The organism is Streptococcus constellatus (assembly GCF_902167705.1).
In the GTDB taxonomy this organism is placed as follows: domain Bacteria; phylum Bacillota; class Bacilli; order Lactobacillales; family Streptococcaceae; genus Streptococcus; species Streptococcus constellatus_A.
In genome coordinates, this window is sequence record NZ_CABHMZ010000019.1 from 20,427 (window position 1) to 44,024 (window position 23,598).

Annotated in this window: 18 protein-coding genes, 3 tRNA genes and 1 pseudogene; 2 read left to right on the forward strand and 20 right to left on the reverse strand. The window is 38.5% G+C overall.

The genetic code is table 11. The features are described from left to right. Positions 1-20: 20 nt before the first annotated feature. From FQ204_RS05515 to FQ204_RS05545, 7 genes are all read right to left on the reverse strand, one after another. A complete protein-coding gene (locus tag FQ204_RS05515; protein ID WP_144209616.1) occupies positions 21-929 on the reverse strand; it encodes a LysR family transcriptional regulator in 909 nt (302 codons plus the stop codon). Between the two features lie 188 nt (positions 930-1,117). After that, entirely contained in the window at positions 1,118-1,771 is a 654-nt protein-coding gene (locus FQ204_RS05520; protein WP_144209619.1) for a 3-oxoacid CoA-transferase subunit B, read from the reverse strand. A gap of 1 nt (position 1,772) precedes the next feature. Next, positions 1,773-2,495 (reverse strand): CoA transferase subunit A, encoded by a 723-nt coding sequence (locus FQ204_RS05525; protein WP_144209622.1) that lies wholly within the window; start codon positions 2,493-2,495, stop codon positions 1,773-1,775. A gap of 18 nt (positions 2,496-2,513) precedes the next feature. Continuing rightward, complete coding sequence (locus tag FQ204_RS05530; protein WP_144209625.1) at positions 2,514-3,293, reverse strand: enoyl-CoA hydratase/isomerase family protein; 780 nt, start codon at positions 3,291-3,293, stop codon at positions 2,514-2,516. 291 nt (positions 3,294-3,584) lie between these two features. Continuing rightward, positions 3,585-4,763 carry an acetyl-CoA C-acetyltransferase gene (locus tag FQ204_RS05535; protein WP_144209628.1) on the reverse strand — a complete coding sequence of 393 codons (1,179 nt, stop codon included), beginning with the start codon at positions 4,761-4,763 and terminating at the stop codon, positions 3,585-3,587. 15 nt (positions 4,764-4,778) lie between these two features. Then, the gene (locus FQ204_RS05540) at positions 4,779-5,627 is read right to left on the reverse strand and encodes a 3-hydroxybutyryl-CoA dehydrogenase (protein WP_144209631.1); all 849 of its coding nucleotides are present in this window, start codon (positions 5,625-5,627) and stop codon (positions 4,779-4,781) included. 94 nt (positions 5,628-5,721) lie between these two features. Further along, on the reverse strand, positions 5,722-6,930 hold the full coding sequence (locus FQ204_RS05545) for an acyl-CoA dehydrogenase family protein (RefSeq protein ID WP_144209634.1): 1,209 nt from the start codon (positions 6,928-6,930) through the stop codon (positions 5,722-5,724). 317 nt (positions 6,931-7,247) lie between these two features. Between FQ204_RS05545 and FQ204_RS05550 the strand changes: the two genes are divergently transcribed. Next, positions 7,248-8,564 carry an FAD-containing oxidoreductase gene (locus FQ204_RS05550; protein ID WP_144209637.1) on the forward strand — a complete coding sequence of 439 codons (1,317 nt, stop codon included), beginning with the start codon at positions 7,248-7,250 and terminating at the stop codon, positions 8,562-8,564. Between the two features lie 62 nt (positions 8,565-8,626). Here the strand turns inward: FQ204_RS05550 and FQ204_RS05555 are convergent, their stop codons facing one another. The 3 genes from FQ204_RS05555 to gyrA form a co-directional block, all read right to left on the reverse strand. Next, complete coding sequence (locus FQ204_RS05555) at positions 8,627-10,591, reverse strand: peptide ABC transporter substrate-binding protein (RefSeq protein WP_144209640.1); 1,965 nt, start codon at positions 10,589-10,591, stop codon at positions 8,627-8,629. Between the two features lie 765 nt (positions 10,592-11,356). Continuing rightward, positions 11,357-12,100: a class A sortase gene (locus FQ204_RS05560; protein WP_144209644.1), complete on the reverse strand. Its 744-nt coding sequence runs from the start codon at positions 12,098-12,100 to the stop codon at positions 11,357-11,359. Positions 12,101-12,120: 20 nt separating this feature from the next. Continuing rightward, complete coding sequence (gene gyrA / locus FQ204_RS05565; protein WP_222103232.1) at positions 12,121-14,568, reverse strand: DNA gyrase subunit A; 2,448 nt, start codon at positions 14,566-14,568, stop codon at positions 12,121-12,123. 199 nt (positions 14,569-14,767) lie between these two features. On the opposite strand from gyrA, the gene FQ204_RS05570 reads away from it, so the two are divergent. Beyond that, positions 14,768-15,751 (forward strand): L-lactate dehydrogenase, encoded by a 984-nt coding sequence (locus FQ204_RS05570; protein ID WP_144209650.1) that lies wholly within the window; start codon positions 14,768-14,770, stop codon positions 15,749-15,751. 273 nt (positions 15,752-16,024) lie between these two features. Here the strand turns inward: FQ204_RS05570 and FQ204_RS05575 are convergent, their stop codons facing one another. The 10 genes and pseudogenes from FQ204_RS05575 to FQ204_RS05620 all read right to left on the reverse strand — a co-directional run bounded on the left by FQ204_RS05575 (position 16,025) and on the right by FQ204_RS05620 (position 23,579). Further along, positions 16,025-16,429, reverse strand: a complete 405-nt coding sequence (locus tag FQ204_RS05575; RefSeq protein WP_144209653.1) for an NUDIX hydrolase — start codon at positions 16,427-16,429, stop codon at positions 16,025-16,027. Between the two features lie 65 nt (positions 16,430-16,494). Continuing rightward, a tRNA-Arg gene (locus FQ204_RS05580) sits at positions 16,495-16,566 on the reverse strand. Positions 16,567-16,649: 83 nt separating this feature from the next. Continuing rightward, entirely contained in the window at positions 16,650-17,849 is a 1,200-nt protein-coding gene (rpsA, locus tag FQ204_RS05585; RefSeq protein ID WP_144209656.1) for a 30S ribosomal protein S1, read from the reverse strand. A 162-nt stretch (positions 17,850-18,011) separates the two neighbouring features. Next, a tRNA-Gln gene (locus FQ204_RS05590) sits at positions 18,012-18,083 on the reverse strand. A 41-nt stretch (positions 18,084-18,124) separates the two neighbouring features. Then, positions 18,125-18,205, reverse strand: a tRNA-Tyr gene (locus FQ204_RS05595). Between the two features lie 52 nt (positions 18,206-18,257). Further along, positions 18,258-18,488, reverse strand: coding sequence for a DUF2969 domain-containing protein (locus FQ204_RS05600; RefSeq protein WP_144209658.1), 231 nt, complete (start codon positions 18,486-18,488; stop codon positions 18,258-18,260). 103 nt (positions 18,489-18,591) lie between these two features. Next, positions 18,592-19,623: pseudogene (locus FQ204_RS05605) on the reverse strand (branched-chain amino acid aminotransferase); the annotation flags it as partial. 128 nt (positions 19,624-19,751) lie between these two features. Next, positions 19,752-22,208, reverse strand: coding sequence for a DNA topoisomerase IV subunit A (parC, locus tag FQ204_RS05610; protein ID WP_144209665.1), 2,457 nt, complete (start codon positions 22,206-22,208; stop codon positions 19,752-19,754). A gap of 119 nt (positions 22,209-22,327) precedes the next feature. Continuing rightward, positions 22,328-22,999 (reverse strand): DUF1090 domain-containing protein, encoded by a 672-nt coding sequence (locus FQ204_RS05615; protein WP_144209669.1) that lies wholly within the window; start codon positions 22,997-22,999, stop codon positions 22,328-22,330. Further along, positions 22,980-23,579, reverse strand: a complete 600-nt coding sequence (locus FQ204_RS05620; RefSeq protein ID WP_144209671.1) for a GTP pyrophosphokinase — start codon at positions 23,577-23,579, stop codon at positions 22,980-22,982. Before FQ204_RS05620 ends, FQ204_RS05615 begins: the two co-directional genes overlap by 20 nt. Between the last annotated feature and the right edge of the window lie 19 nt (positions 23,580-23,598).

Here is a 23,598-nt window from a genome sequence, read left to right on the forward strand (position 1 = left end):
ATTCTCTCCTTTATTAAGTATCAAGGCTCTGAAATAGGCTGATAATAATCTTTTAAAAGTTCTTCATAAACATATGCTTCAACTTCATTATAATTTGTTTTATAAGGTCTGCAGAACCAAATATTAAATGGTATAGGATCTTTAAAACGGACAACTTTAAATTTATCTTTATCTACAAAGTATTCTACTGGACGAGGTAAAATGGCAATCATATCGTTTTTATAAGTAGACTCTGTTAAAAAGTCCCATGTCGATGATAAATATGTAAAATTCGTTTTAATTTTTTTATTTTTTAATTTCTCTGTTATCAATTCATAAGTGGTAAATGATTTATTAAATGTTGCTAAATCATAAGCGGCGATATCTTTCCATTCTAGAAATTCTTTCTCTGCTAAAGGATGATTTTTATCCATATAAGCTGCATATTCATCGACTTGTATGATGTATTGCTCGTATTTTTTGGTATCCAAACTAGTTGGTTCAATCAATAAAACAAAATTCAGATCACCTTCGACAAATTTTTGGCGTAAATCCTTACTGCCTCCCTCTACGACTTGAATATTGATGTGTGGATTATCCTTTAAAAATTTAGGAAGAGCACTAGCAAAGTAAACGCGTAAAACCAAAGAAGGAATACCTAAGCTAATGGTTCCTTTTTGTTTTTGAGCTTCCATATGAATCATGGACTGCATTTCTTCATGGCGATTGACAATTTCGGTAGCAAATCGATAAATTTTCCCACCAGCTTCTGTCAGACTTTCTAGTCTTCCATTTCTACGATTAAAAAGCTGAAGTCCTTCAGTAGTTTCAAAATTTGTGACAAATTGACTCAAAGCAGATTGACTAATATGAATTTTTTTAGCAGCAATCGAAAGATTACATCCGCATTCGACGATATTAATAAAGTAAGTCATTTGAATAATATCCATGTTAATCATCTCCTATCTTTCAATATTTTGTAATATAATTGTCAGGAATAAAATAGCAACTGATCTTTTTAATGCAGATGAACAGTTGCTAATATTTTGATTAAAAACTTATCATCGATAAAGTTAGTTATAAGCATATAGTAACACACTTTATGGCAAACAGTAGCTATATTTGCTTGATATTTTAACTAGATAGACATTGTTTTTAAGTCATCTGACACGATTACTTCTCCTTCTGTCTTTTCAAGAACTTCTTCCAAAGAGACATCAGGAGCTAATTCTTTCAAAAGGAACTTCCCATCTTGAAAGCCAAATACTGCTAATTCTGTAATGACCAAATCCAAAACTCCTTTAGCTGATAATGGCAGTGTGCATTCTTTCAGCAGTTTTGATTTGCCGTCAACGGTAGTATGTTGGATGGCCGCGATAACCCTTTTGGCACCAACTAGAAGATCCATAGCTCCTCCCATTCCTGGAGCAAACTTATCGGGGATAATCCAGTTTGCAATACTACCATCTTGGCTAACTTCTAACGCTCCTAAAACTGTAGCATCAACGTGGCCTCCACGAATAATGGCAAACGAAGTTTGAAGGTCAAATAAAGATGCTCCTGGTAAAAGAGTGATGGGTGCTCCCCCAGAATTTGCCAGATTGGCATTGTAGTTTTCTTTTGTCGGTGTTTCACCAAAGCGAAGAGCACCATTTTCTGCTTGAAGGATAACATTCACGCCTTTGGGAATATAATCAGCAGAAGCATTTGGAATACCAAATCCAAGGTTGATGACATCTCCATCTTTAAATTCAAGTGCCACACGTCTTGCAATAATTTCTTTTGATTTCATATTACATTACCCCTGCCAATTTTTTTGTCTCCATCCAGAGGTCACCCATCATTTTATGATGTTCTTTAGAAGTTAAGCTTTTAACAACATAGTCTACAAGAATTCCAGGAATGTATATATCGTTGGGATCAATTTCACCAACTTCAACAATTTCATTTGTTTCAACAATCACTATATCAGCTGCAAGAGCCAGCTGCAATGAAATATTTTTAGTTGTTCCATCGATATATAAATTACCATATTTGTCTGACTTGGTAGCTTTAATCAAAGCAACATCGATTTTCAAAGGATCATAAACAAGATATTCTCTGCCGTTGCGAGATACTTTTTCATAATCATTTTCCAAAATGGTACCTACACCAGTAGGAGTCAAGACGGCCCCCAAACCGGCTCCAGCAGCGTGAAGCCGTTCTACCACAGTTCCCATTGGTGTGAATTCAACTTCCATATCACCACTAAAGTATTCATGCTGTACTGCGGCAGAAGTTCCCACATGAGCTGCGATATATTTTTTTACTTGGTGGTTTTCACATAAACGACCAACACCCACTTCTTTACCTGGTTGTGAGGTTACCACCGATACTATTGTTAAGTTTTGTTGATGTTGTCGAACCAATTCTTCAATAAGTTCAAATGGTTCACCTACTCCAAGAAACCCCGATATCCCCACTATATCTTCGGATTTAATATTAGAAATCGCTTCTGATAATGTTACAATTTGCATACCAATATCTCCACTTATTTACTTACGATTGAAAACAGGTTTGCGCTTTTCTACAAAAGCACGCATCCCTTCTACTTTGTCCTCTGTAGAGAATAATAATGCTTCCGCTTCGGTTTCGAGTCTAATAGCATTTTTAAGTGGAAGTTCAGAGCCAACCTGAATAACATGTTTAGCTTTTTCTACTGCTAACGGTGCATTCTTCATCATTGCAGCCGCCAATTCTTCAGCTGAAGTTAACAGTTCTTCTGCAGAAACCAACTTGTTAAGAATCCCCAGTTCATAGGCTTCTTGACCTTTCACTGTACGAGCAGTGAAAATCAATTCTTTCGTACGGCTTGTTCCAATTAAACGAGACATACGTTGAGTACCAGCGAATCCCGGAATAATGCCCAAGCCAACTTCTGGAAAGCCAACGACCGTTTTTTCAAATCCAACACGGATATCTGCCGAAAGCGCTAACTCCATTCCACCTCCAAGTGCGTACCCATTGAGTACTGCAATTGTTGGTTGGCGTAAGTCAGAAAGTCGAGTAAAAGTATTGTTTGCAAATGTCATATATTCAAAAGCTTGAATTGGCGACATCAAGTCCATTTCTTTAATATCAGCCCCAGCTACAAATGCTTTTTCTCCTGCCCCTGTTATAATCACAACACGAATTTCTTCACTTTGTTCAACTTGATCAAGAACATCATTCAAATCAGTTAATACCTGAAAACTCAAAGCATTTAATGCTTCAGGACGATTGATAGTAATGTAGCCGATTCTGTTTTTTACTTCTAGTAAAACAGTTTTACTCATTTTAATGCTCCTACTTATAAAATTTGAATTATTAAGTATAGTGTCAACAAATACTTGAACCAAAAATGTAAGAGCTTACAATGCTATGATATCTCATTTTTCTACTCTCGTCTACTTAATCTTAATTTATAATTCTATAAGTTGAACTTATAGAATTATAAAAAATTCTAAGACCTTTCTGATTCTCGGAACAAAAAACAAATTCTATTAAGAATCAGAAACATCTTAAATAGAATTTGTTTTACAGAGTAAAAAATCAAATGGTAAATTAAATTTAGTAGGTAATTATTTTTAACGTTCTACAATGACTGCTGTGCCCATTCCACCACCGATACAGAGAGTTGCAAGGCCACGTTTGGCATCACGTTTTTCCATTTCATGCAATAAAGTAACCAGAATACGACAGCCTGATGCTCCGATAGGGTGTCCAAGCGCAATAGCACCGCCATTTACATTGACTTTTTCTGGGTCCAGATTTAACTCTTTTCCAACAGCACATGCTTGAGCTGCAAATGCTTCATTGGATTCAATTAAATCGAGATCTTCAACCGCAAAACCGCCTTTTTCAAGCGCTTTACGAGAAGCATAAATTGGTCCACAACCCATAATTTTTGGATCTAATCCTGCACTTGCATAGGATTTTATAGTTGCCAAAACAGGAATGCCCAGTTCTTTTGCTTTTTCTGAACTCATGACAACAACTGCTGCCGCTCCGTCATTGATCCCAGAAGCATTACCCGCTGTGACAGTTCCGCCTTCCTTAAAGACAGGGCGTAATTTAGCCAAACCTTCTAGTGAGGCATCTTTTCTTGGAAATTCATCTGTATCAAAAATAACTGGTTCGCCTTTTCTTTGTGGAATAACCACTGGAACAATTTCTTCTTTGAAACGTCCAGCTTCTATGGCAGCTACAGCACGTTGTTGTGATTGAACTGCAAAGGCATCTTGAACTTCACGAGAAATATCATACTGCTCTGCTACATTTTCAGCAGTAATACCCATATGGAAACCACCAAAAGCATCTGATAAGCCATCACGAATCATAGTATCAACAACTTTAGAGTCTCCCATACGAGAACCCCAACGTTGATTTTGCAGTACGTATGGTGCTTGACTCATATTTTCTGCACCACCTGCTACGATAATATCTGCATCTCCGCATAGAATAGCTTGAACTGCCAACTGAACAGTTTTAAGCCCTGAACCACATACTTTATTCACTGTAAACGCTGGGGAAGAGACTGGAATACCCGCATTGACACTCATTTGGCGTGCCACATTCTGACCAAGACCTGCTCCTAAGACATTCCCCATGATGACTTCATCAACTTGTTCTGCTTTCAAATTTGCGCGTTCCAGCGCACTTTTGATAACCAAACTTCCCAAATCAACAGCTGAAATATTTTTCAAACTTCCACCAAAAGAACCTAATGGTGTACGAACTGCTGATACAATAACTGCTTCTTTCATTTCTTGCTCCTCATCTTAGTATTTAAAAAAACCTTCCTTAGTCTTACGTCCAAGTTTATTAGCTTCAACCATTTTTTTCAACAATGGAGCAGGACGATATTTCGGATCACCAAATCCATTATTCAACACTCCCATAATAGCTAAGCAAACATCCAAACCAATCAAATCAGCTAATGCTAATGGTCCAATAGGATGGTTGGCTCCGAGTTTCATAGCTTCATCAATTTCTTCAGCCGATGCTACTCCTTCTCCAAGAATGAAAATAGCTTCATTGATCATAGGAATCAAGACGCGATTAACGACAAAACCATAAGAATCTCTAACATCAACTGCTGTTTTACCGATTTTTTCAGTCAATTCACGAACAGTTTTAACTACTTCTTCTGATGTTTGAAGTGCTTTGATCACTTCGACCAATTTCATAACGGGAGCAGGGTTAAAGAAATGCATACCAATAACTCGTTCTTGATGCACTGTTGCTGCAGCAATGTCAGTAATTGACAAAGATGATGTATTTGACGCTAAAATTGTTTCTGGTGTTGTTAATTCATCTAATTGTTTAAAGATACTCAGCTTGATGTCTCGATTTTCAGTAGCTGCTTCAATAACTAACTGAACATTTTTTGCATCTTCGTATGAGGTTGAGGGAATCAACTTACTCAAAATACTATTTTTATCAGCTTCTGACAGACGACCTTTCTCAACAGAGCGTGTCAATTGCTTGGTAATATTTCCGATTCCTCTTTCAACGAATTCTTCTTTAATATCGTTCAAATACACCGTAAAGCCTGATTGTGCAAAAACTTGCGCAATACCGCTTCCCATTTGACCTGATCCGATAATCATCACTTTTGAAATATTCAATTTTTTCTCCTATTCAATATTAACATTAAAAAAACTAAAATGAAAGAATAGGAACGATTGATGATCATACTCTCCAATCGCTCCTGATTCGTCATTATACAAATGCACCTAATCCAGTGATTTCACGACCAACAATCAAAGCGTTAATCTCATGAGAACCTTCATAAGTATATACAGCTTCTGCATCAGCAAAGAAACGTGCAACATCGGTTTCAAGAGTAATTCCGTCACCTCCACATGCTTCACGAGCAAGCGCAACAGTTTCACGCATAACTAGTGAATTATGCATCTTAGCAAGGGCAGAATTTAGCATCAATTCATTGCCAGCTTCTTGCATCTCAGCAAGACGAACTGAGTAAGCAATGGCTGCCACAGCATTCGCTTGCATTCTAGACAATTTTTCTTGAATGATTTGGAATTTAGCAACTGGACGTTTAAATTGTTGGCGGTTTGTAGTATATTTCAATGCTGCAACAAACGAACCGCAAGTTATACCCATGGCAATATGAGCAACATCCGCACGAGTAAATGTAAGAATACGAGCTACATCTTCAAATCCATTGATATGAACCAAACGGTCTGAATCTGGAACTTCAACATTTGTCATAGTGATATGACCATTTCGGACGCAACGAAGTGCTGTTTTATGTTGGATGACTTCTACATCGTAACCAGGAGCTCCTTTACGAACGATAAAGCATTTAATTTTACCATCTGCAACGTCGCGAGCAAATACTGGAACAACGTCTGCTGTATCTGAACCACCAATCCAACGTTTTTCACCGTTAATAATCCATTTATCTCCAACGCGTTCAGCAGTTGTTGCAAGACCGCCTGTAATATCTGAACCAGAAAGTGGTTCTGTCAAAGCAAAACATCCTTGCAAATCAAATGCCGCCAATTTAGGAAGAAATTCTTTTTGTTGGCGTTCATCACCACCAAGTAAAATAGTGTTATAGCAAAGTCCGCCATGAACGGTATAGAAGGTAGCCATTGATGTATCAAAACGAGCGAGTTCTAAATACAAGAAAGCAATATAAAGTTCTGATGGTTTGTAACTGCCTTCACGTCCTTCAAACAATTTAGGATTGTTCATAATTTGAGCACCTTTGGCAACTGCGTAAAATTGTTCAAATGGAAAATCAGGTTTTTCCCAATGTTCATTGATAACAGGACGAAGATGCTTTTCAATCAAACGACGAGTTTCTTGTAAGACTTCCGCTTCTCCTAATGTCAAACCATCTGCATAATGGAAAAGATCTTCAGGATATAATTCACGTAAAATTTCTTCTTTGGTTGCCATAGTATGGACTCCTTTGTATATAATATTATAAGAGCGCTTTCATTTTTAAGGCTCAGTATTTGTTGACGCTTTCATTTTATATCGAACATGCTATAATGTCTACTTAAGATAAATTAAACGTCCCATAAGTTACCATTATACTCATTGATTTTATTGACTTTTCAAGGTATAAAATCTAATTTATGAAAATAAAAATTTTTTCAGAATCTAAAAATTTCTTTCCGCTACATGTAGTAGCTAGACAAATCCTACAGAGCAAAATACAGGCATTTTCAAAATGGATGTGTTACAATGCTTATAAAAACAGAGGAAAAATCATGTTAATATACGATTTAATTGTCATTGGTTTTGGTAAAGCTGGAAAAACATTAGCAGCAAAAATGGCAACGCAAGGAAAAAAGGTTGCTTTAATTGAACGTAGTAAAGCTATGTACGGTGGAACTTGTATCAATATCGCTTGTATCCCGACCAAAACTTTGCTGGTAGCTGCAGAAAAGGGATTATCTTTTGATGAAGTAATGGCTGAGAAAAATGCAGTTACTAGCAGACTTAATGGAAAAAATTACGCAGCCATCAGCGGTGCTGGAGTCGATATTATCGATGCAGAAGCTCATTTTCTATCCAATAAAGTCATTGAAATTGTCTTAGGTGACGAAAAACAAGAATTAACAGCGGAAAATATTGTCATCAATACGGGTGCTATCTCTAACATTCTACCAATTCCAGGACTTACTACAACAAAAAATGTTTATGACTCAACAGGCATCCAAAATCTTGCTACATTACCTAAACGTCTTGGCGTCCTTGGTGGTGGAAATATTGGTCTTGAATTTGCCGGACTGTTCAATAAACTAGGAAGCAAGGTTACTATTCTCGATGCCGCTGATACCTTTCTTCCCCGTGTAGAGCCTTCTATCGCTGCCATGGCCAAACAATACATGCAAGAAGATGGCATTGAAATTCTTCAAAATGTCTTTACTCAAGAAGTTAAAAACGATGGTGACGAGGTGATGGTCGTTACTAAAAATAAAACTTTTCACTTTGATGCTTTGCTTTATGCGACCGGTCGCAAGCCAAATATTGAGCCATTAAAACTTGAAAATACAGATATTCAAGTAACAGATCGTGGTGCTATCCAAGTTGATAAACATTGTCAAACTAATGTTCCTGGCATTTTTGCTGTTGGGGATGTCAACGGCGGACCACAATTTACCTATATCTCATTAGATGATTTTCGTGTCGTTTTCAGTTACTTAGTGGGCGATGGTACTTACACACTTGAAGAACGTAAAAATGTACCGACTACTATATTCATCACTCCTCCACTAGCGCAAATTGGTTTGACTGAAGCCCAAGCTAAAGAACAAGACTTACCTTATGCTACCAAAGAAATTCCAGTTTCAGCCATGCCACGTGGACATGTGAATGCCAACCTCAGAGGAGCATTTAAAGCTATTGTCAATACAGAAACAAAAGAAATCATAGGTGCTACCATTTTTTCACAAGGTGCCCAAGAAATCATTAACATTCTAACTGTAGCTATGGACAATAAAATCCCTTATACTTATTTCACAAAACAAATCTTTACTCATCCAACTCTAGCTGAAAATCTTAATGATCTGTTTGCGATTTAATCACGCTCTGCTGCACTTCAACAAAAAATTCCACACTCAAATGAGCATGGAATTTTTTTACATTATTTCACATGGTTTTTCAAATCTTCTTGCGCTTCTGCATTCGATTTTTCTTTTTCTTCTGTCCATTTTTTCTCTGCAACTTCGTACTCTTTTGTGGTCACGATATCTTTTTGAATCTCCATATACTTGAAGACATAAGCATCTCCTTTGATCCCAACAAGTGAGTAAGCTTTGCTAAATGGTACAGTTTTCCGAACTCCTGGGTTTCCACCGTTTGATTGAGTCGTTATCACTAACGAACTATCTGTCAACCAAGCTTGAGCAGCTGCGTATTTGGTATAACGAGCAACTGTATCTTGCTTTTCTTCACTAGCAGCTTTATTTAATTTTTGGAACTCATACAAACCAAGCTTTTCGGCAAGCTCTTTGTTTTCACCAGGTTCTAAACCAAAATCTCTCAGCATAGCTCCTGAATCTGGATCAAAAATCTCTAGATAAGTAGATGGATCTTGGAAATCTGGCGCCCAACCTGACAACGTAATATCGTAATCTTTTTGGGCAGCTGTTGCCGCAAAATAGGTAATGTTGTTCATATTATCATCAGACATTTGCTGAACATCAATGACAACATTTTCTTTTCCTAAAGTTGACTCAACTGATTGTTTAAATGAATTGGCTTGTTGCACAAGAAGGGTGCTTGTTTGATTGACTGGCAGATCTAAGTGAATCGGGAATTCTACACCTTGCGCTTGAAGGGCTTCTTTTGCTTTAGCAAACTCCGCTTTGGCTTTGTCAGCATTATAGAAAGCGTCTTGGGCATCATCTAGTTTCACGTCTTTCCACTCATCTCCGTAGCTCACAAGATCTGATTCTACAACTGAACCAAAGGTCTTGTCACCAACTTGAACAAAAGTTGGTGGAACCAGAAGGTTTCTCAAAGTCTTCGTCGCTCCGTCTTCCCCATTTTGTTGCGCTCCATAAGAAGTTCGGTCAAAGGCAAAGTTAATGGCCTGACGGAAATCTTTATTTTGTACTGCTGCAGTTGTCGCAGCTTTTTGCGCATCGGTTGTTTTAGAGGTAAAGTTGTAAGCCTTACGATTGTGGTTAAAGGCATAATAGAAACTTGTAGCATCTTGTGGTGAGTATACAATATTGTCTTTATACTGTTTTTGAACAGAAGCATAACTTGAGCTGTTCGGATAGAGACGTGCTGTTGTATAAGCTCCATCTGTGAAGTTCCGAACGAGGGCTTCTTGGTCAGAACCATCATAGAAAGTGAGTTTTACATCCGTAATCTTTACATTATCCTTGTCCCAGTAATTCTCATTTTTCTTGTATTCGATAGAAGATTTTGAAGTATAAGACTTAAGAAGGTACGCACCGTTATAAAGAAGGCTTGATGGTTTTACTGTCCCGAACTCTTTCCCTGTTGATTTCAAAAAGTCCTCATTGATAGGAAACAGAATTCCCATAGTAGTCTTGGAGTTCCAATAGCTTTCCGGCTGGTTGAGAGTGTATTCCACTGTATAATCATCAACTGCTTTCACACCAACTGTTGAAAAATCCTTACTTTCTCCTCGTACATAAGCGTCTAGGCCTTTGATAGAAGTTTGTACAATCGGCAAAGCAGCTGATTGATTATCTGCCGCATGTTTCAAACCTGTCACAAAGTCTTGAGCTTTTACTTCTGCATATTCATCCCCTTCATGAGTGTACCATTTGACTCCCTTACGCAGTTTGTAGGTATAGGTTAAACCGTCCTTAGATACCGTCCAGTCTTCCGCCAAAGATGGTATAAAATTACCATATTTGTCATTTTCAAGCAAGCCATCGATTAAGTTGACAATGACATCGGAAGTCACAGCACGATTTGATACGGTATAGTCTAACGTATCAGGATCATACGAATAAACGTACGAGTATGTCGTATTGGCTCCTGACGGGGAAGACTTTCCACATGCTGCTAACAAAAACACTGAAGCAAGCGTCATTCCCATTGCAGCTAAGCTTTTTACTGATTTCATTGGCACATCTCCTTTATTTGTTATTTGTATTATTATACTCTATTTTTTTATAAAAATAAATATTTTTTGAAAATATTTTTACATTTTTAATTTTCTTCTATATAAAGCAGCTGTTATTATAGCTTTTTGCTGTTTTTCGAAACAAGAACCAAAGAATGCAGAATAAACTGATTTTTATGTTTATTCATCTATTCGTCCCTTAAATGAAACAATAAGGCAGACGAAATGCCTCATGAGATGGCTAAAAAGATTTCTCATTTCTTTTTATAGTACAAAGAGAAGAGTATCTTGTCTTGATTTGGTGGCAAAATTTTATCGAGTTCGTCAATGAAAAATTATAAGAAACAAGACTCAGCTATAACAAAATCTCCCTATCTTATGCTCTAACACGCTAGCGGCTTACCAGATACATTCATTTTTCTTTTAGTAATCATCATTGTCCTGTAAGTATCTTGCCTGCTAACGAGCCCTAAATCAAATAAGAACTTTATCCATCATTTTCTACTTTAATTCAAGGGAATAATAGGTGTGACTCTTCTTATTAAGTATATTCGGTCCATAACGATGAATCAGTCGTAGAAGATAATAACAGCTCTATTAACTCCAATATTGGTTAGCTAACTGGTTAAAACTTATACCTTTTTGTTTTAACTCATAAATCTGAATCTTATCATTAGAATTTAACTCCATAGAAAAAGCACCTCAATCGTTAGATTTTATCTCTAACTTTTGGAGTGCAATTCATGGGCAAAATGGTGGTTTGTATTATAGTTGCATTTGATTATATGTTTTACTAAATGCATTCAAAATTTCTTTTGGTGCGTCTTTGTAAGAAGTCTCTCCTTCTAGCGTTCCTTTAACAATCGTTCGCGAAGTAGCTGCAGCATCTTCACAAGTTACTAAAGTTACCTCATTTACCCCTTCACGATCGTTAATCACATCTACTCTGTCAGGTGAGACATTTTCAACAGAAGTAATGGAATAAGTATAAATCTTCTCTTTATCTGTTAGGTAAATTTTCATTCCAGATTTTGCACGATCTAATGGAGAAAACAACATATTGCTTGCACCTGTAATCCCGAATACATGGTGACTGGCTAAAGTATAATTTCCTTTCCCCATTTGCTGCGTTTCTTTCATCGTACCTGCACCATAATAAAGCCCCACATTATCCAAGCCTTTAAAAATTGGCAAATTCATTGAAAGTTCTGGAATAGCAATTCCACCAATAACTGGCAACTGCTGAGCCTGCCATTGAGCGTTAATCACATCTTCAGTTGACAATGATTTCACTTTATCAAAATTAAAGCTAGTCTTAGCCTTTTTATTTTGAGTGATTTTATCTTTTGAAACATTGCTCACTTGATACTTATTTGTGTGCCAAACCATAATCATATTACGAATAGAAGAGTTGAAAATAAGTGCAAGTGCTACGATAATTAACAACGTCGCAACAATGTTAATCAGAATATTTTTTCTTTTATTATGCTTTTTTCCTGTTGATGACATAACATTTCCTTTTATCTAATTTATTCTTCATCCACTTCTTTTTCATTTTCTGCTTCAACACTTGTAAAAGTGACAATCTGCGCTCCCTTATCTAGCCGCATCACTTTAACACCCAATGTGGCACGCCCTGTTTGAGAAATATTGGCAACATTTGTCCGGATAATAACCCCTGTATTTGTGATAATCATTAGATCTTCATCACCATTCACAGCCATAAGCCCCGCTAATGGACCATTTTTCTCAGTAATATTAGCCGTTTTCATTCCTTTTCCGCCACGACCTTTCGTAGCGTATTCACTGGCTAAAGTGCGCTTGCCATATCCCTTTTCTGTGATGACTAACACTTCTTGATTATCCGAAATAACGCTGGCGCCCACAACATAATCATCTGTACGCAAATTCACTCCACGCACACCGGTCGCAGCTCGTCCCATATTTCGAACTTGATTTTCATTAAATCGTACAGCATAGCCCATTTTGGTTCCAATAATGATATCGGCTTGACCATTTGTCAAAAAGACATTGATGAGCTCATCCTCATCTTTTAAATTCAGAGCTTTCAGCCCGTTTTGACGAATATTAGCAAACTCTGTTACACTCGTCCGTTTGACTACGCCATGGCGCGTGGTGAAAAAAAGATATGAATTGTCATCATGATCAGCTTGAACATTGATAATCGTCTGAATTGTTTCACCTTCGTCCAATCTCAACAAATTGACAATCGGCAGTCCTTTAGCTGTACGACCGTATTCAGGAATTTCATAGCCTTTCAAACGATAAACGCGTCCTTTATTGGTGAAGAAGAGCAGACGATCATGTGTGCTAGTAGAAACTAATTCACGGACAAAGTCGTCATCTTTAACGCCTGTGCCTTGAATACCACGACCACCACGTCTTTGCGCAGTAAATTCATCTTGATTTAGCCGTTTGATATAGCCTTTGTTGGAAAGCGTAATTAAAACATCAGCCTCTTCAATTAAATCCTCATCTTCAAGAGATAACACTTCCCCAACCATTAGTTCAGTACGACGCTTATCAGAGAATTTACGTTTGACTTCTTCCAACTCTTCTTTGATAATTGCAATAACTCGTTCTGGTTTTGCCAAGATATCTATCAAATCTGCAATCAATTTCATCAAGTCGTCATATTCAGACTGAATTTTATCCCGTTCCAATCCTGTCAAACGACGAAGACGCATATCCAAAATCGCCTGACTTTGACGTTCGGACAATTCATAGCGTGCCATCAATTCTGCTTGTGCTTCTGCATCCGTTTCACTATTTCGGATGATACGAATCACTTCATCAATATGATCAAGTGCAATCAACAAACCAGCCAAAATATGTGCACGAGCTTCTGCCTTTTCCTTATCAAAAACCGTTCGGCGTGTCACTACTTCTTTTTGGTGTTCAATATAAGCAAGCAAAATTTCACGAAGGGAGAGAATTTTAGGAACTCCATTTTGAATTGCTAGCATATTGAAACTGAAATTCGCCTGCATTTGCGTGAGTTTAAACAAATTATTCAAAATAACATGCGCACTTGCATCACGCTTCACTTCAATGATAAAGCGAACACCTTCGCGATTAGACTCGTCACGAACTGCTGTAATACCATCAATACGCTTTTCTTGGACTAACCGCACAATATGTTCATGAACTTTTGTTTTATTGACCATATACGGAAATTCGGTAACAACAATCCGTTCGCGACCAGATTTAGTTTCTTCGATTTCTGTCCGAGCACGTAAAACAATGGATCCTTTACCAGTTTCATAAGCCCGATGAATCCCCGATCTTCCCATGACCAAAGCGCCCGTTGGAAAGTCTGGACCAGGCAATACTTCCATAAGATCACGTGTTGTCACATCTGGATTGTCCATGACTAATTTTACAGCATCAATGGTTTCACCAAGATTATGAGGAGGAATATTGGTAGCCATTCCCACAGCAATACCAGTCGCTCCGTTAACCAATAAATTAGGGAAACGCGCTGGCAATACCAATGGTTCACGCTCGCTGCTATCATAGTTATCCGCAAAATCAACTGTATTTTTGTTAATATCGCGCAACATTTCAAGCGATATTTTACTCATACGAGCTTCTGTATACCGTTGCGCTGCAGGCCCGTCTCCGTCCATAGAACCAAAGTTTCCGTGGCCATCTACTAACATGTGACGGTAAGACCACCATTGCGCCATCCGCACCATAGCTTCATAGATAGAGGAATCTCCGTGCGGGTGATACTTACCCATAACATCACCCGTGATACGAGCAGATTTCTTATGTGGTTTGTCAGGAGTCACCCCCAGCTCATTCATCCCATACAATATTCTACGATGAACAGGCTTTAAGCCGTCTCGAACATCTGGAAGAGCACGAGCAACAATGACACTCATGGCATAATCGATGAAACTCGTCTTCATTTCGCTCGTTAAATTCACATTTACTAAATTATTATCCTGCATTAAAAAATGCCTCTCTTCAATTTATATGACCATATCATTATAACATAAATTGGGATTTTTTTCAGTAAACACCCTTTATGGTAAAAACGTTTACATAAGATGATATGTATTATATTCGTGACAAAATGTTACAAAAGTGATAGAATGGAGTTGTAAAGGGAAAACGTTCCCCAATAAAATAAAGGAGATGTTTAGCAAAATGACTCTTACTAAACAACATAAAAAAGTCATCCTTGTCGGTGACGGTGCTGTAGGTTCTTCTTACGCATTTGCTCTTGTCAACCAAGGTATCGCTCAAGAACTTGGTATTGTTGATATTTTCAAGGAAAAAACGGAAGGGGATGCTGAAGACCTTAGCCATGCTCTTGCTTTCACTTCACCTAAGAAAATCTATTCAGCAGAGTACGCTGATGCGCACGATGCAGATCTTGTCGTTTTGACTGCTGGTGCACCACAAAAACCAGGTGAAACTCGTCTTCAATTGGTTGAAAAAAAACTCCGCATCAATAAAGATGTTGTTACCAAAATTGTTGAGTCAGGATTTAACGGTATTTTCCTTGTGGCTGCTAACCCAGTTGATATCTTGACTTACTCAACTTGGAAATTCTCTGGATTCCCTAAAGAACGTGTCATTGGTTCAGGTACTTCTCTTGACTCAGCACGTTTCCGTCAAGCACTTGCTGAAAAATTAGATGTAGATGCTCGTTCTGTCCATGCTTACATCATGGGAGAACATGGTGATTCAGAATTCGCTGTTTGGTCACATGCCAACGTTGCAGGTGTCAACCTTGAAAATTATCTTCAAGACGTAGAAAACTTCAATGCTGCTGAATTAGTTGACTTGTTTGAAGGTGTCCGTGATGCTGCATACTCAATCATCAATAAAAAAGGTGCAACTTTCTATGGTATCGCAGTTGCCTTAGCTCGTATCACAAAAGCTATCCTTGATGACGAAAATTCAGTTCTTCCACTTTCAGTATTCCAAGAAGGTCAATATCCTGGCGTTACAGATTGCTACATTGGACAACCAGCTATTGTTGGCGCACATGGTATCGTACGTCCAGTAAATATCCCGTTGAATGACGCTGAAAAACAAAAAATGCAAGCTTCTGCTAAACAACTAAAAGATATCATCAACGATGCCTTTTCTAAAGAAGAATTTGCTTCAGCAGCTAAAAACTAAAGAATTTCCTTTCTTACTCCTTGTTTTATCAAGGAGTTTTTTCATTTAAAAACAAGAACAAAACAGAACTAAAATAAGACGAGAGTGGGACAGAAATCAGTAGTTTCGTAGAAACTTGATTTCTGTCCCACCTCCGCAAAGTTGAGTAGGGCTGTAAAAGTTGATTTATCAACGTATTAGAGTCCACTCAACCACTGCGTCTTAATAATTATAACTATATAAGCAACAAAGGAAGTTGAGCACTTTTGTCTCAGCTTCGTCTTATTTTATAACTTATTCTAATATATCTTTTAAATATGGTACAACTGATTCTTCTTTCATATCTGACAAGGTCCGAATCCAGCGAAACGCTGTATGCTCTTCCAAATCAAGTTTAATCTCTCTATATTCCAGCAATTTCGCCTTATACACTAGACGCGTAAAAACGATACCCTTTGTATCATCATAACAGCTATCCTCATGAAGAATCGAACTTAATTGTACCTTTTGGTTGACTTCTTCCATCGCTTTACGTACAGCACCTTCGCGTGGCAATTCGTCTTCTTCCACACGACCTCCTGGAATATCCCAATATTCGGGATACATGTTTAGAGAACCACGTTTTATTTTACTTCGTTTGATGAGCAAATATTTTCCATCTTTTTCAATTAAAGAATGAGCAATCAATTTCACAGGCATTCGTAATCTCCCTTGTAAAAATAAAAAATCTTGCACAAAACAAGATTTTTCAGTAATGAACACAATCCACCCTGAGAGAATCGAACTCCCATCTCAAGAACCGGAATCTTACGTGATATCCATTACACTAAGGGTGGCAACCATTTTATTATACAAAAATTTTATAAAAATAACAAGTAAAAAAGGACTGAAATGATAAATTCCAATCCTTTTATTTTGATTACAATTCAATATCACCAAATAAGTCAGCCATTGAGAATCCAGTTTGAGTTTCTGGAAGTTCAAAGTCATGTTTTTCTTGACGTTTTTGACGACGAGGACGTGATTGACGTTTTTCTTTTTGATCATCTTCTTGTACTGGACGTTCTTCAAGAGCTTTGATAGAAAGTGATACACGCTCTGCATCAGCATTTACATCAAGAACTTTCACAGTTACTTCTTGACCAACTTTCAGCACATCTTTTGGATTTTCAACACGTTTATGTGAAATTTGTGAAATATGGACAAGTCCGTCAATACCTGGTAATACTTCAACAAAAGCACCGAAATCTGTTAAACGTTTCACTGTACCTTCGATAACATCACCGGCAACAAGTTTTTGTTCAACACCGTCCCATGGTCCAGGGGTTGTAGCTTTAAGAGAAAGTGATACACGACCTTCTTCTTCGTTCAAATCAAGAACTTTTACTTCAATTTCATCACCAACTGATACAACAGATTTTGGTGAAACATTGCGCTCATGTGACAATTCAGTTAAGTGAACAAGTCCGTCAACACCACCAAGATCAATGAAAGCACCAAAGCTTGTGATGCGTGCAACTTTACCAGTTACGATGTCACCAACAGCTAATTTACCAAACACTTCAGCACGTGCTGCTGCTGCTTGAGCTTCTACAACTTCACGACGTGAAAGAATAAAACGATTTTCTTTTGGATCCACTTCTTTAATTTTCGCTTCAAATTCTTGACCTACAAAACGTTCAGTGTTACGAACGAAACGAGTATCTAACATTGAAGCAGGAATAAATCCACGAAGTCCTTCAAATTCTACTGAAAGTCCGCCTTTAACAGCGCGAGTCCCTTTTACAGTAACAACTTCTTCTTCACGTCCAACCAACTTGTCCCATGCCTTGCGAGCTTCTAAACGTTTTTTAGATACAAGGTAAGTAACTGTATCAGTATCTTTACCAACTACTTGACGAAGAACAAGCAATTCAAGTGTTTCACCTGGTTTTACAAGGTCGTTAATGTCAGCATCACGATCGTTTGTCAATTCACGAAGGGTCAAAACACCTTCCACACCAGTTCCAGCGATTGCAACATTAGCTTGGTTCGCATCAACAGTCAATACTTCAGCAGTAACGACGTCGCCTGGCTCAACTTGGCTAACACTATTTAGCAAATCTTCAAATTCATTCATCTAAAAAAATCCTCCAACAATCAAGCACTTTTCGCTTGACATACTTATAATATTTTTCCTAAGCACCGCAATGACATTGAACTATCTTTAACGTTTCTCACCCTATAAAGAAATAAAATACCCTAAGATATTTTACCATTTATCTGATATATTACCTAAGAACTGGGGTAGCTGGATTCGAACCAACGCATGAGGGAGTCAAAGTCCCTTGCCTTACCGCTTGGCTATACCCCAAAAAGAACGCGGTCATATCCTTTAAACACTAAGTACGCTCATGGAGAGGGAGGGATTCGAACCCCCGAACCCGAAGGAGCGGATTTACAGTCCGCCGCGTTTAGCCTCTTCGCTACCTCTCCTGTATAATCAACAGTATTCATTATACCATTGATGAAAAGAAAATACAAGCATTTATTTACTCAAATTATAGGTTTCAATCAATTTTTCCACAGCATTTTCAAGTTTTTTATAAAAACTATCAACATTTTCATTTTTTATGATAGCAAATTGCCCGTCAAACTCAGCAATTTGACCAATGACTTTTTTACCAATTGATAGAACATAACCTTCGTACTGGTCAGTTCCTACTTTAACTTTGCTGTCTGCTAATTGGATTTCAATCTTTTTATCTTTTTTACTCATCATATACCTCTTTCAAGTCTCTATTTTACAAAAAAATAGGAAAACTAGCAAGTGCTACGTGAAAATAAAAGCTACCTCAACCGAGAGATAGCTTCAAAAATTTTTAAACTTTTACAATCCATCCTTCTGGTGCTTCAACATCGCCAAATTGGATGCCAGTTAATTCATCATAAAGTTTCCGAGTGACAGGTCCAACTTCTGTTTCACTGTAAAAGACATGGAAATCATCACCGTGCTGAATACCACCAATTGGAGAGATAACCGCTGCTGTACCGCAAGCCCCTGCTTCAGCAAAACGATCCAAATCATCAATTGGTACATCTCCTTCGATAGCTTTTAAGCCCAAACGATGTTCTGCTAGGTATAAAAGAGAATATTTTGTGATAGAAGGCAGGATAGATGGGCTATATGGTGTTACAAATTCATTGTCTTTGGTAATTCCAAAGAAGTTTGCCGATCCTACTTCTTCAATCTTCGTGTGAGTAGCTGGGTCTAGATAAATGACATCAGAGAATTTCTTTTCATGGGCCATTTTTCCTGGAAGCAAGCTTGCTGCATAGTTACCACCAACTTTAGCAGCACCTGTTCCATAAGGAGCAGCACGGTCGTACTTGTCGGAAACGATAAAGTTTGTCGGAGTCAAGCCCCCTTTAAAGTAATTTCCAACCGGCATAGCAAATACGGTAAAAATGTATTCATCAGCTGGTTTTACGCCAATGATGTCACCGATACCTAGCAACAGCGGACGAATATAAAGAGTACCTCCTGTTCCATACGGTGGAACGTATTCTTCATTTGCACGAACAACTTGCTTTACAGCATCAACAAACATATCAGTCGGAACTTGTGGCATCAAGAGACGGTCTGAGGTACGTTGCAGACGTTTCGCGTTTTGATCTGGACGAAATAGTTGAACACTGCCATCTTTCGTGCGATAGGCTTTCATTCCCTCAAAAGCCTGCTGCCCATAATGAAGGCAAGGAGAAGATTCGGACATATGCAAAGTAGCATCTTCGGTCAATTCTCCTTTTTCCCATTGGCCATTTTTATAATAAGCAAGATAACGATAAGGTAATTTCATATAGGAAAAGCCGAGGTTTCCCCAATCAAGATTTACTGACATAACATTCTCCTTTTTGAATTTATGCTTTTTATTTTACACTATTTTTAGATATTTTCAATAGCTTTTTGCAAAATTCTGAAAATTTTTTAATTTCAGTTTATAAAGACAATAAAAAATCAGCCACTTGGACTGATTTTCAATTATTTAAGATTCGCAGAGAACACTTCTTCATCCGAAATGGTATCAGAGATAAAGCTTCCGTTGCTGGTTCTTTCAGACAAGCTAAGGTCAGCAAGATTCACTTGGTAAGTCGTTCCCTTGTTAGAAACAATAGAAAGAATCTGCTCTTCTTCTGCTGTTGGATTGTCTGAACTAAAGAGGTCTAGTTCTACAGGATGCTCTCCAAAGACAGGACCTGCTTGGAAAACACGATGTGGCTTGGACTTCAGCTCGCGCAACACTTGCAAGCCACGATTTGCTCGGCTGGTCACAGGAATATCTGCAACTGCCATTCGCTTGAGCGCTCCGCGCTGGGTCAAGATATAAAGTGAATCAGTATTGGCAACAAAAGCTGCTACTAAGACATCATCTTTTTTGAGGTTGATAGCTTTGACACCTGCTGCTTTAGCACCAACAACTGGTACTTCTTCGATATTGAAGCGCAAGGCATAACCGTTCTTGGTCACTAGCATAACATCGTCTAGCTTGATTGGAGAGAGTGTGATAATTTGGTCGTATTCATTTTTTAATTTAGCAAATTTGACAGACTTGGACTTATAGGTGCGCCAAGGACTGAATTCTTTTCGTTCTACGCGCTTGATTTGTCCTAGTTTTGTTACCGCAAAATAAGTTCCTTCGTCAAAATTATCAACCAATTCTGTATAGAGTACTTCTTCGTTTGTCTCAAAATTGGTAATGGTCTGACTGAGGTGTTCCCCGATTTCTTTCCAGCGAATGTCTGCTAGCTCATGAACCGGCCGATAGATGACATTGCCAAGATTGGTAAAAATCAAAAGGTGCTGAGTGGTTTTCGCCGAGCTGACAAAAATCAGACGGTCGTCATCTCGCTTGCCGACCTCGTCAACCGTTGATGAATTGAAAGAACGTGGACTGGTGCGTTTGAGGTAGCCGCCACGAGTGACGCTGACAAAGGTTTCTTCTTCTACAATCAGACTAGCCGTATCAATCTCAATGGCGTTAGCCGTATCTTGCAATTCACTAAGACGAGGATTGCCAAATTTCTTTTTGACCTCACGGAGTTCGCGCTTCATCAGATTGTACATGGTCCGCTCATCACCGATAATGGCAGAAAGCATGGCAATTTTCTCACGTAATTCCGCCTGCTCTTCCTCCAGAATTACCACGTCTGTATTGGTCAAGCGATAAAGTTGGAGAGTGACAATGGCCTCTGCCTGCTCTTCGGTAAAATCATAGCTGACCTTGAGATTTTCCTTGGCGTCAGCTTTATTTTCCGATGCACGAATGAGCGCAATCACTTCATCCAAGATAGAAATCACTCGAATCAATCCTTCTACGATATGCAGGCGTTTTTCTGCTTTGGCCTTGTCAAATCGGCTGCGCGCCAGAATAATCTCTTTTCGATGGGCAATGTAACTGGTCAGAATCGGTACAATCCCTACCAAACGCGGTGTGAAATGATCAATCGCCACCATGTTAAAGTTGTAATTGATCTGCAAATCCGTGTATTTAAAGAGATAATTCAGAATCAGGTCGGTATTGGCATCTTTTTTCAGCTCAATAGCGATACGAAGCCCGTCACGGTCAGACTCATCCCGCACTTCTGCAATACCAGCTACCTTATTATTGACCCGAACGTCATCAATCTTCTTGACCAGAACAGCCTTGTTAATCTCGTAAGGAATCTCGGTGACAACAATCTGCTCTTTGCCGCCTTTGAGCTTTTCAATCTCCGTCCGAGAACGCACGACAACGCGCCCCTTTCCAGTCTCATAGGCTTTCTTAATCTCATCTCGCCCTTGCACAATGGCTCCCGTTGGAAAGTCAGGGCCCGGCAGAAACTCCATGAGTTTGTCAACCTTGGCTTTGGGGTGGTCAATCATATAGACCACCGCATCAATGACCTCAGCCAGATTGTGAGGCGGAATGTCCGTCGCATACCCAGCAGAAATCCCCGTCGCCCCATTCACCAAAAGATTTGGAAAGGCAGCAGGCAATACGGTCGGCTCTTTCTCTGTATCGTCAAAGTTCCAAGCAAAAGGCACGGTGTCCTTTTCAATGTCTTGGAGCAAGTAGCCTGCAATCTCAGATAAACGAGCTTCGGTGTACCGCATAGCGGCTGGCGGATCACCATCCATAGAACCGTTATTTCCGTGCATTTCCACTAAAATCTCACGGTTCTTCCAGTCCTGAGACATACGCACCATGGCGTCGTAGATAGAGCTGTCACCATGCGGGTGGAAATTCCCCATGATATTTCCGACGGACTTGGCAGACTTGCGGTAGCCCTTGTCAAAGGTGTTGCCGTCCTTGTTCATCGAATAAAGAATCCGACGCTGCACGGGCTTGAGTCCGTCACGAATGTCGGGCAAGGCCCGCTCCTGAATGATGTATTTGGAGTAGCGCCCAAAACGCTCTCCTATGATGTCCTCCAAGGACATGTTTTGAATGTTACTCATAGGATACTAAGCCCGTAAAATGCAAATTCACACAGCATTTAGGGCGAGTTCAACTCCTTTCGAAAATTGTAGAGTAGGTTGTAATAAAAAGCGGAAAAAATCCCATAAAGATAGACAAATCACATACAGAAAAACATACGCAATTCCTCTCTGGCTATTTTTATTCTTGAAAACTCATTTGATATAAAACTTACACATTGATCTTCGTCAAAGTTTTCTGAAATATATTTCGATGAAGAGTTTATCGCTCTTAATAATTTATTAAAACAACCTAGAGCTAATGGAGGGACATCTACATTGTCTAAATAATTAATCTCGACTTCAATCAGATCTTCTATTGCCGCAAAAATTTCATCTACCTCATCCTCAATATCAGAAGATATCCTCTTCTTAGCATTAAAATCACTAACAGATTTCGACAATGTGCTATATTCCCATTCAAAATCATCCAAAGCTCTAAAGAATATCGGAAAATCATTTTGAAATTTTATAAGATTTGACCTTCTCGATTGCTGAGCTAACTCTGTAAGTTCTCTTAGATTTTCTTCAACTTTTTCTTGAGTTTCTGACAGTTTAGCCTGTTGTTCTGTTAGTTTTAAAATATTTTCAGCAATTAACTTTTGCTTGTCTTCTAACTTTATTTGTCGATCATCTAACACCTTGTTATCTTTTTTAGAAATCCACATTGCATAACAAATAGGCAATGCTGCCGCAAAAATCTGAATGATATATCCCTTTATATCTGGCTCACTCAGTATTTTTATCAATCTTTCAAACATTTCTGGTGTCATAGTTACTCCTATTGTTTATTTCCCCCACAAACCCACGTTTATACTTGATATGACTGGCAATGTTACTGTCCACATCTTTTTTATCCCATAGTTGGAGTTCCCAAGGGTAGTAAAAATTGCTTTTGTTCTTAAAATAGATATGAATCCCAACATAACCATCTTTGTCACGTAAATACCAGTTTTTCAGACCGTACTGTTCTTGCCAAGCGTCAAGTCGTTCCATGACTTGAGCGATTTCCTCAGATGTTAAAATCATGCGGGCGCCGAAAATATCATTGAGAACTGAATTGACCGGATAGCCCTCTTGTCGCTCAGAAAAGCGAGCAATCTTATCTAGGATAGATTCGGATGTCTTAACCCGATAGACATAAGAAATATCCTGCACATCTGCCTTCATCAGATAGTCATTGATGGACTCATGGAGGTTGAGGCGGTAGGCAAGAATCGCCTCGGTTGGCACCTTAGCGAAGGTATGTTTCAGATTGATTTTCTCTACCTTACCAGTTTCAAAATAATCTTTAGAGTATTCTAAGTGAATACGATTAATTTCTGTAATGAGGCGTTCTACTTTTTCTAGCATGAGAATCACTCCTGTCATT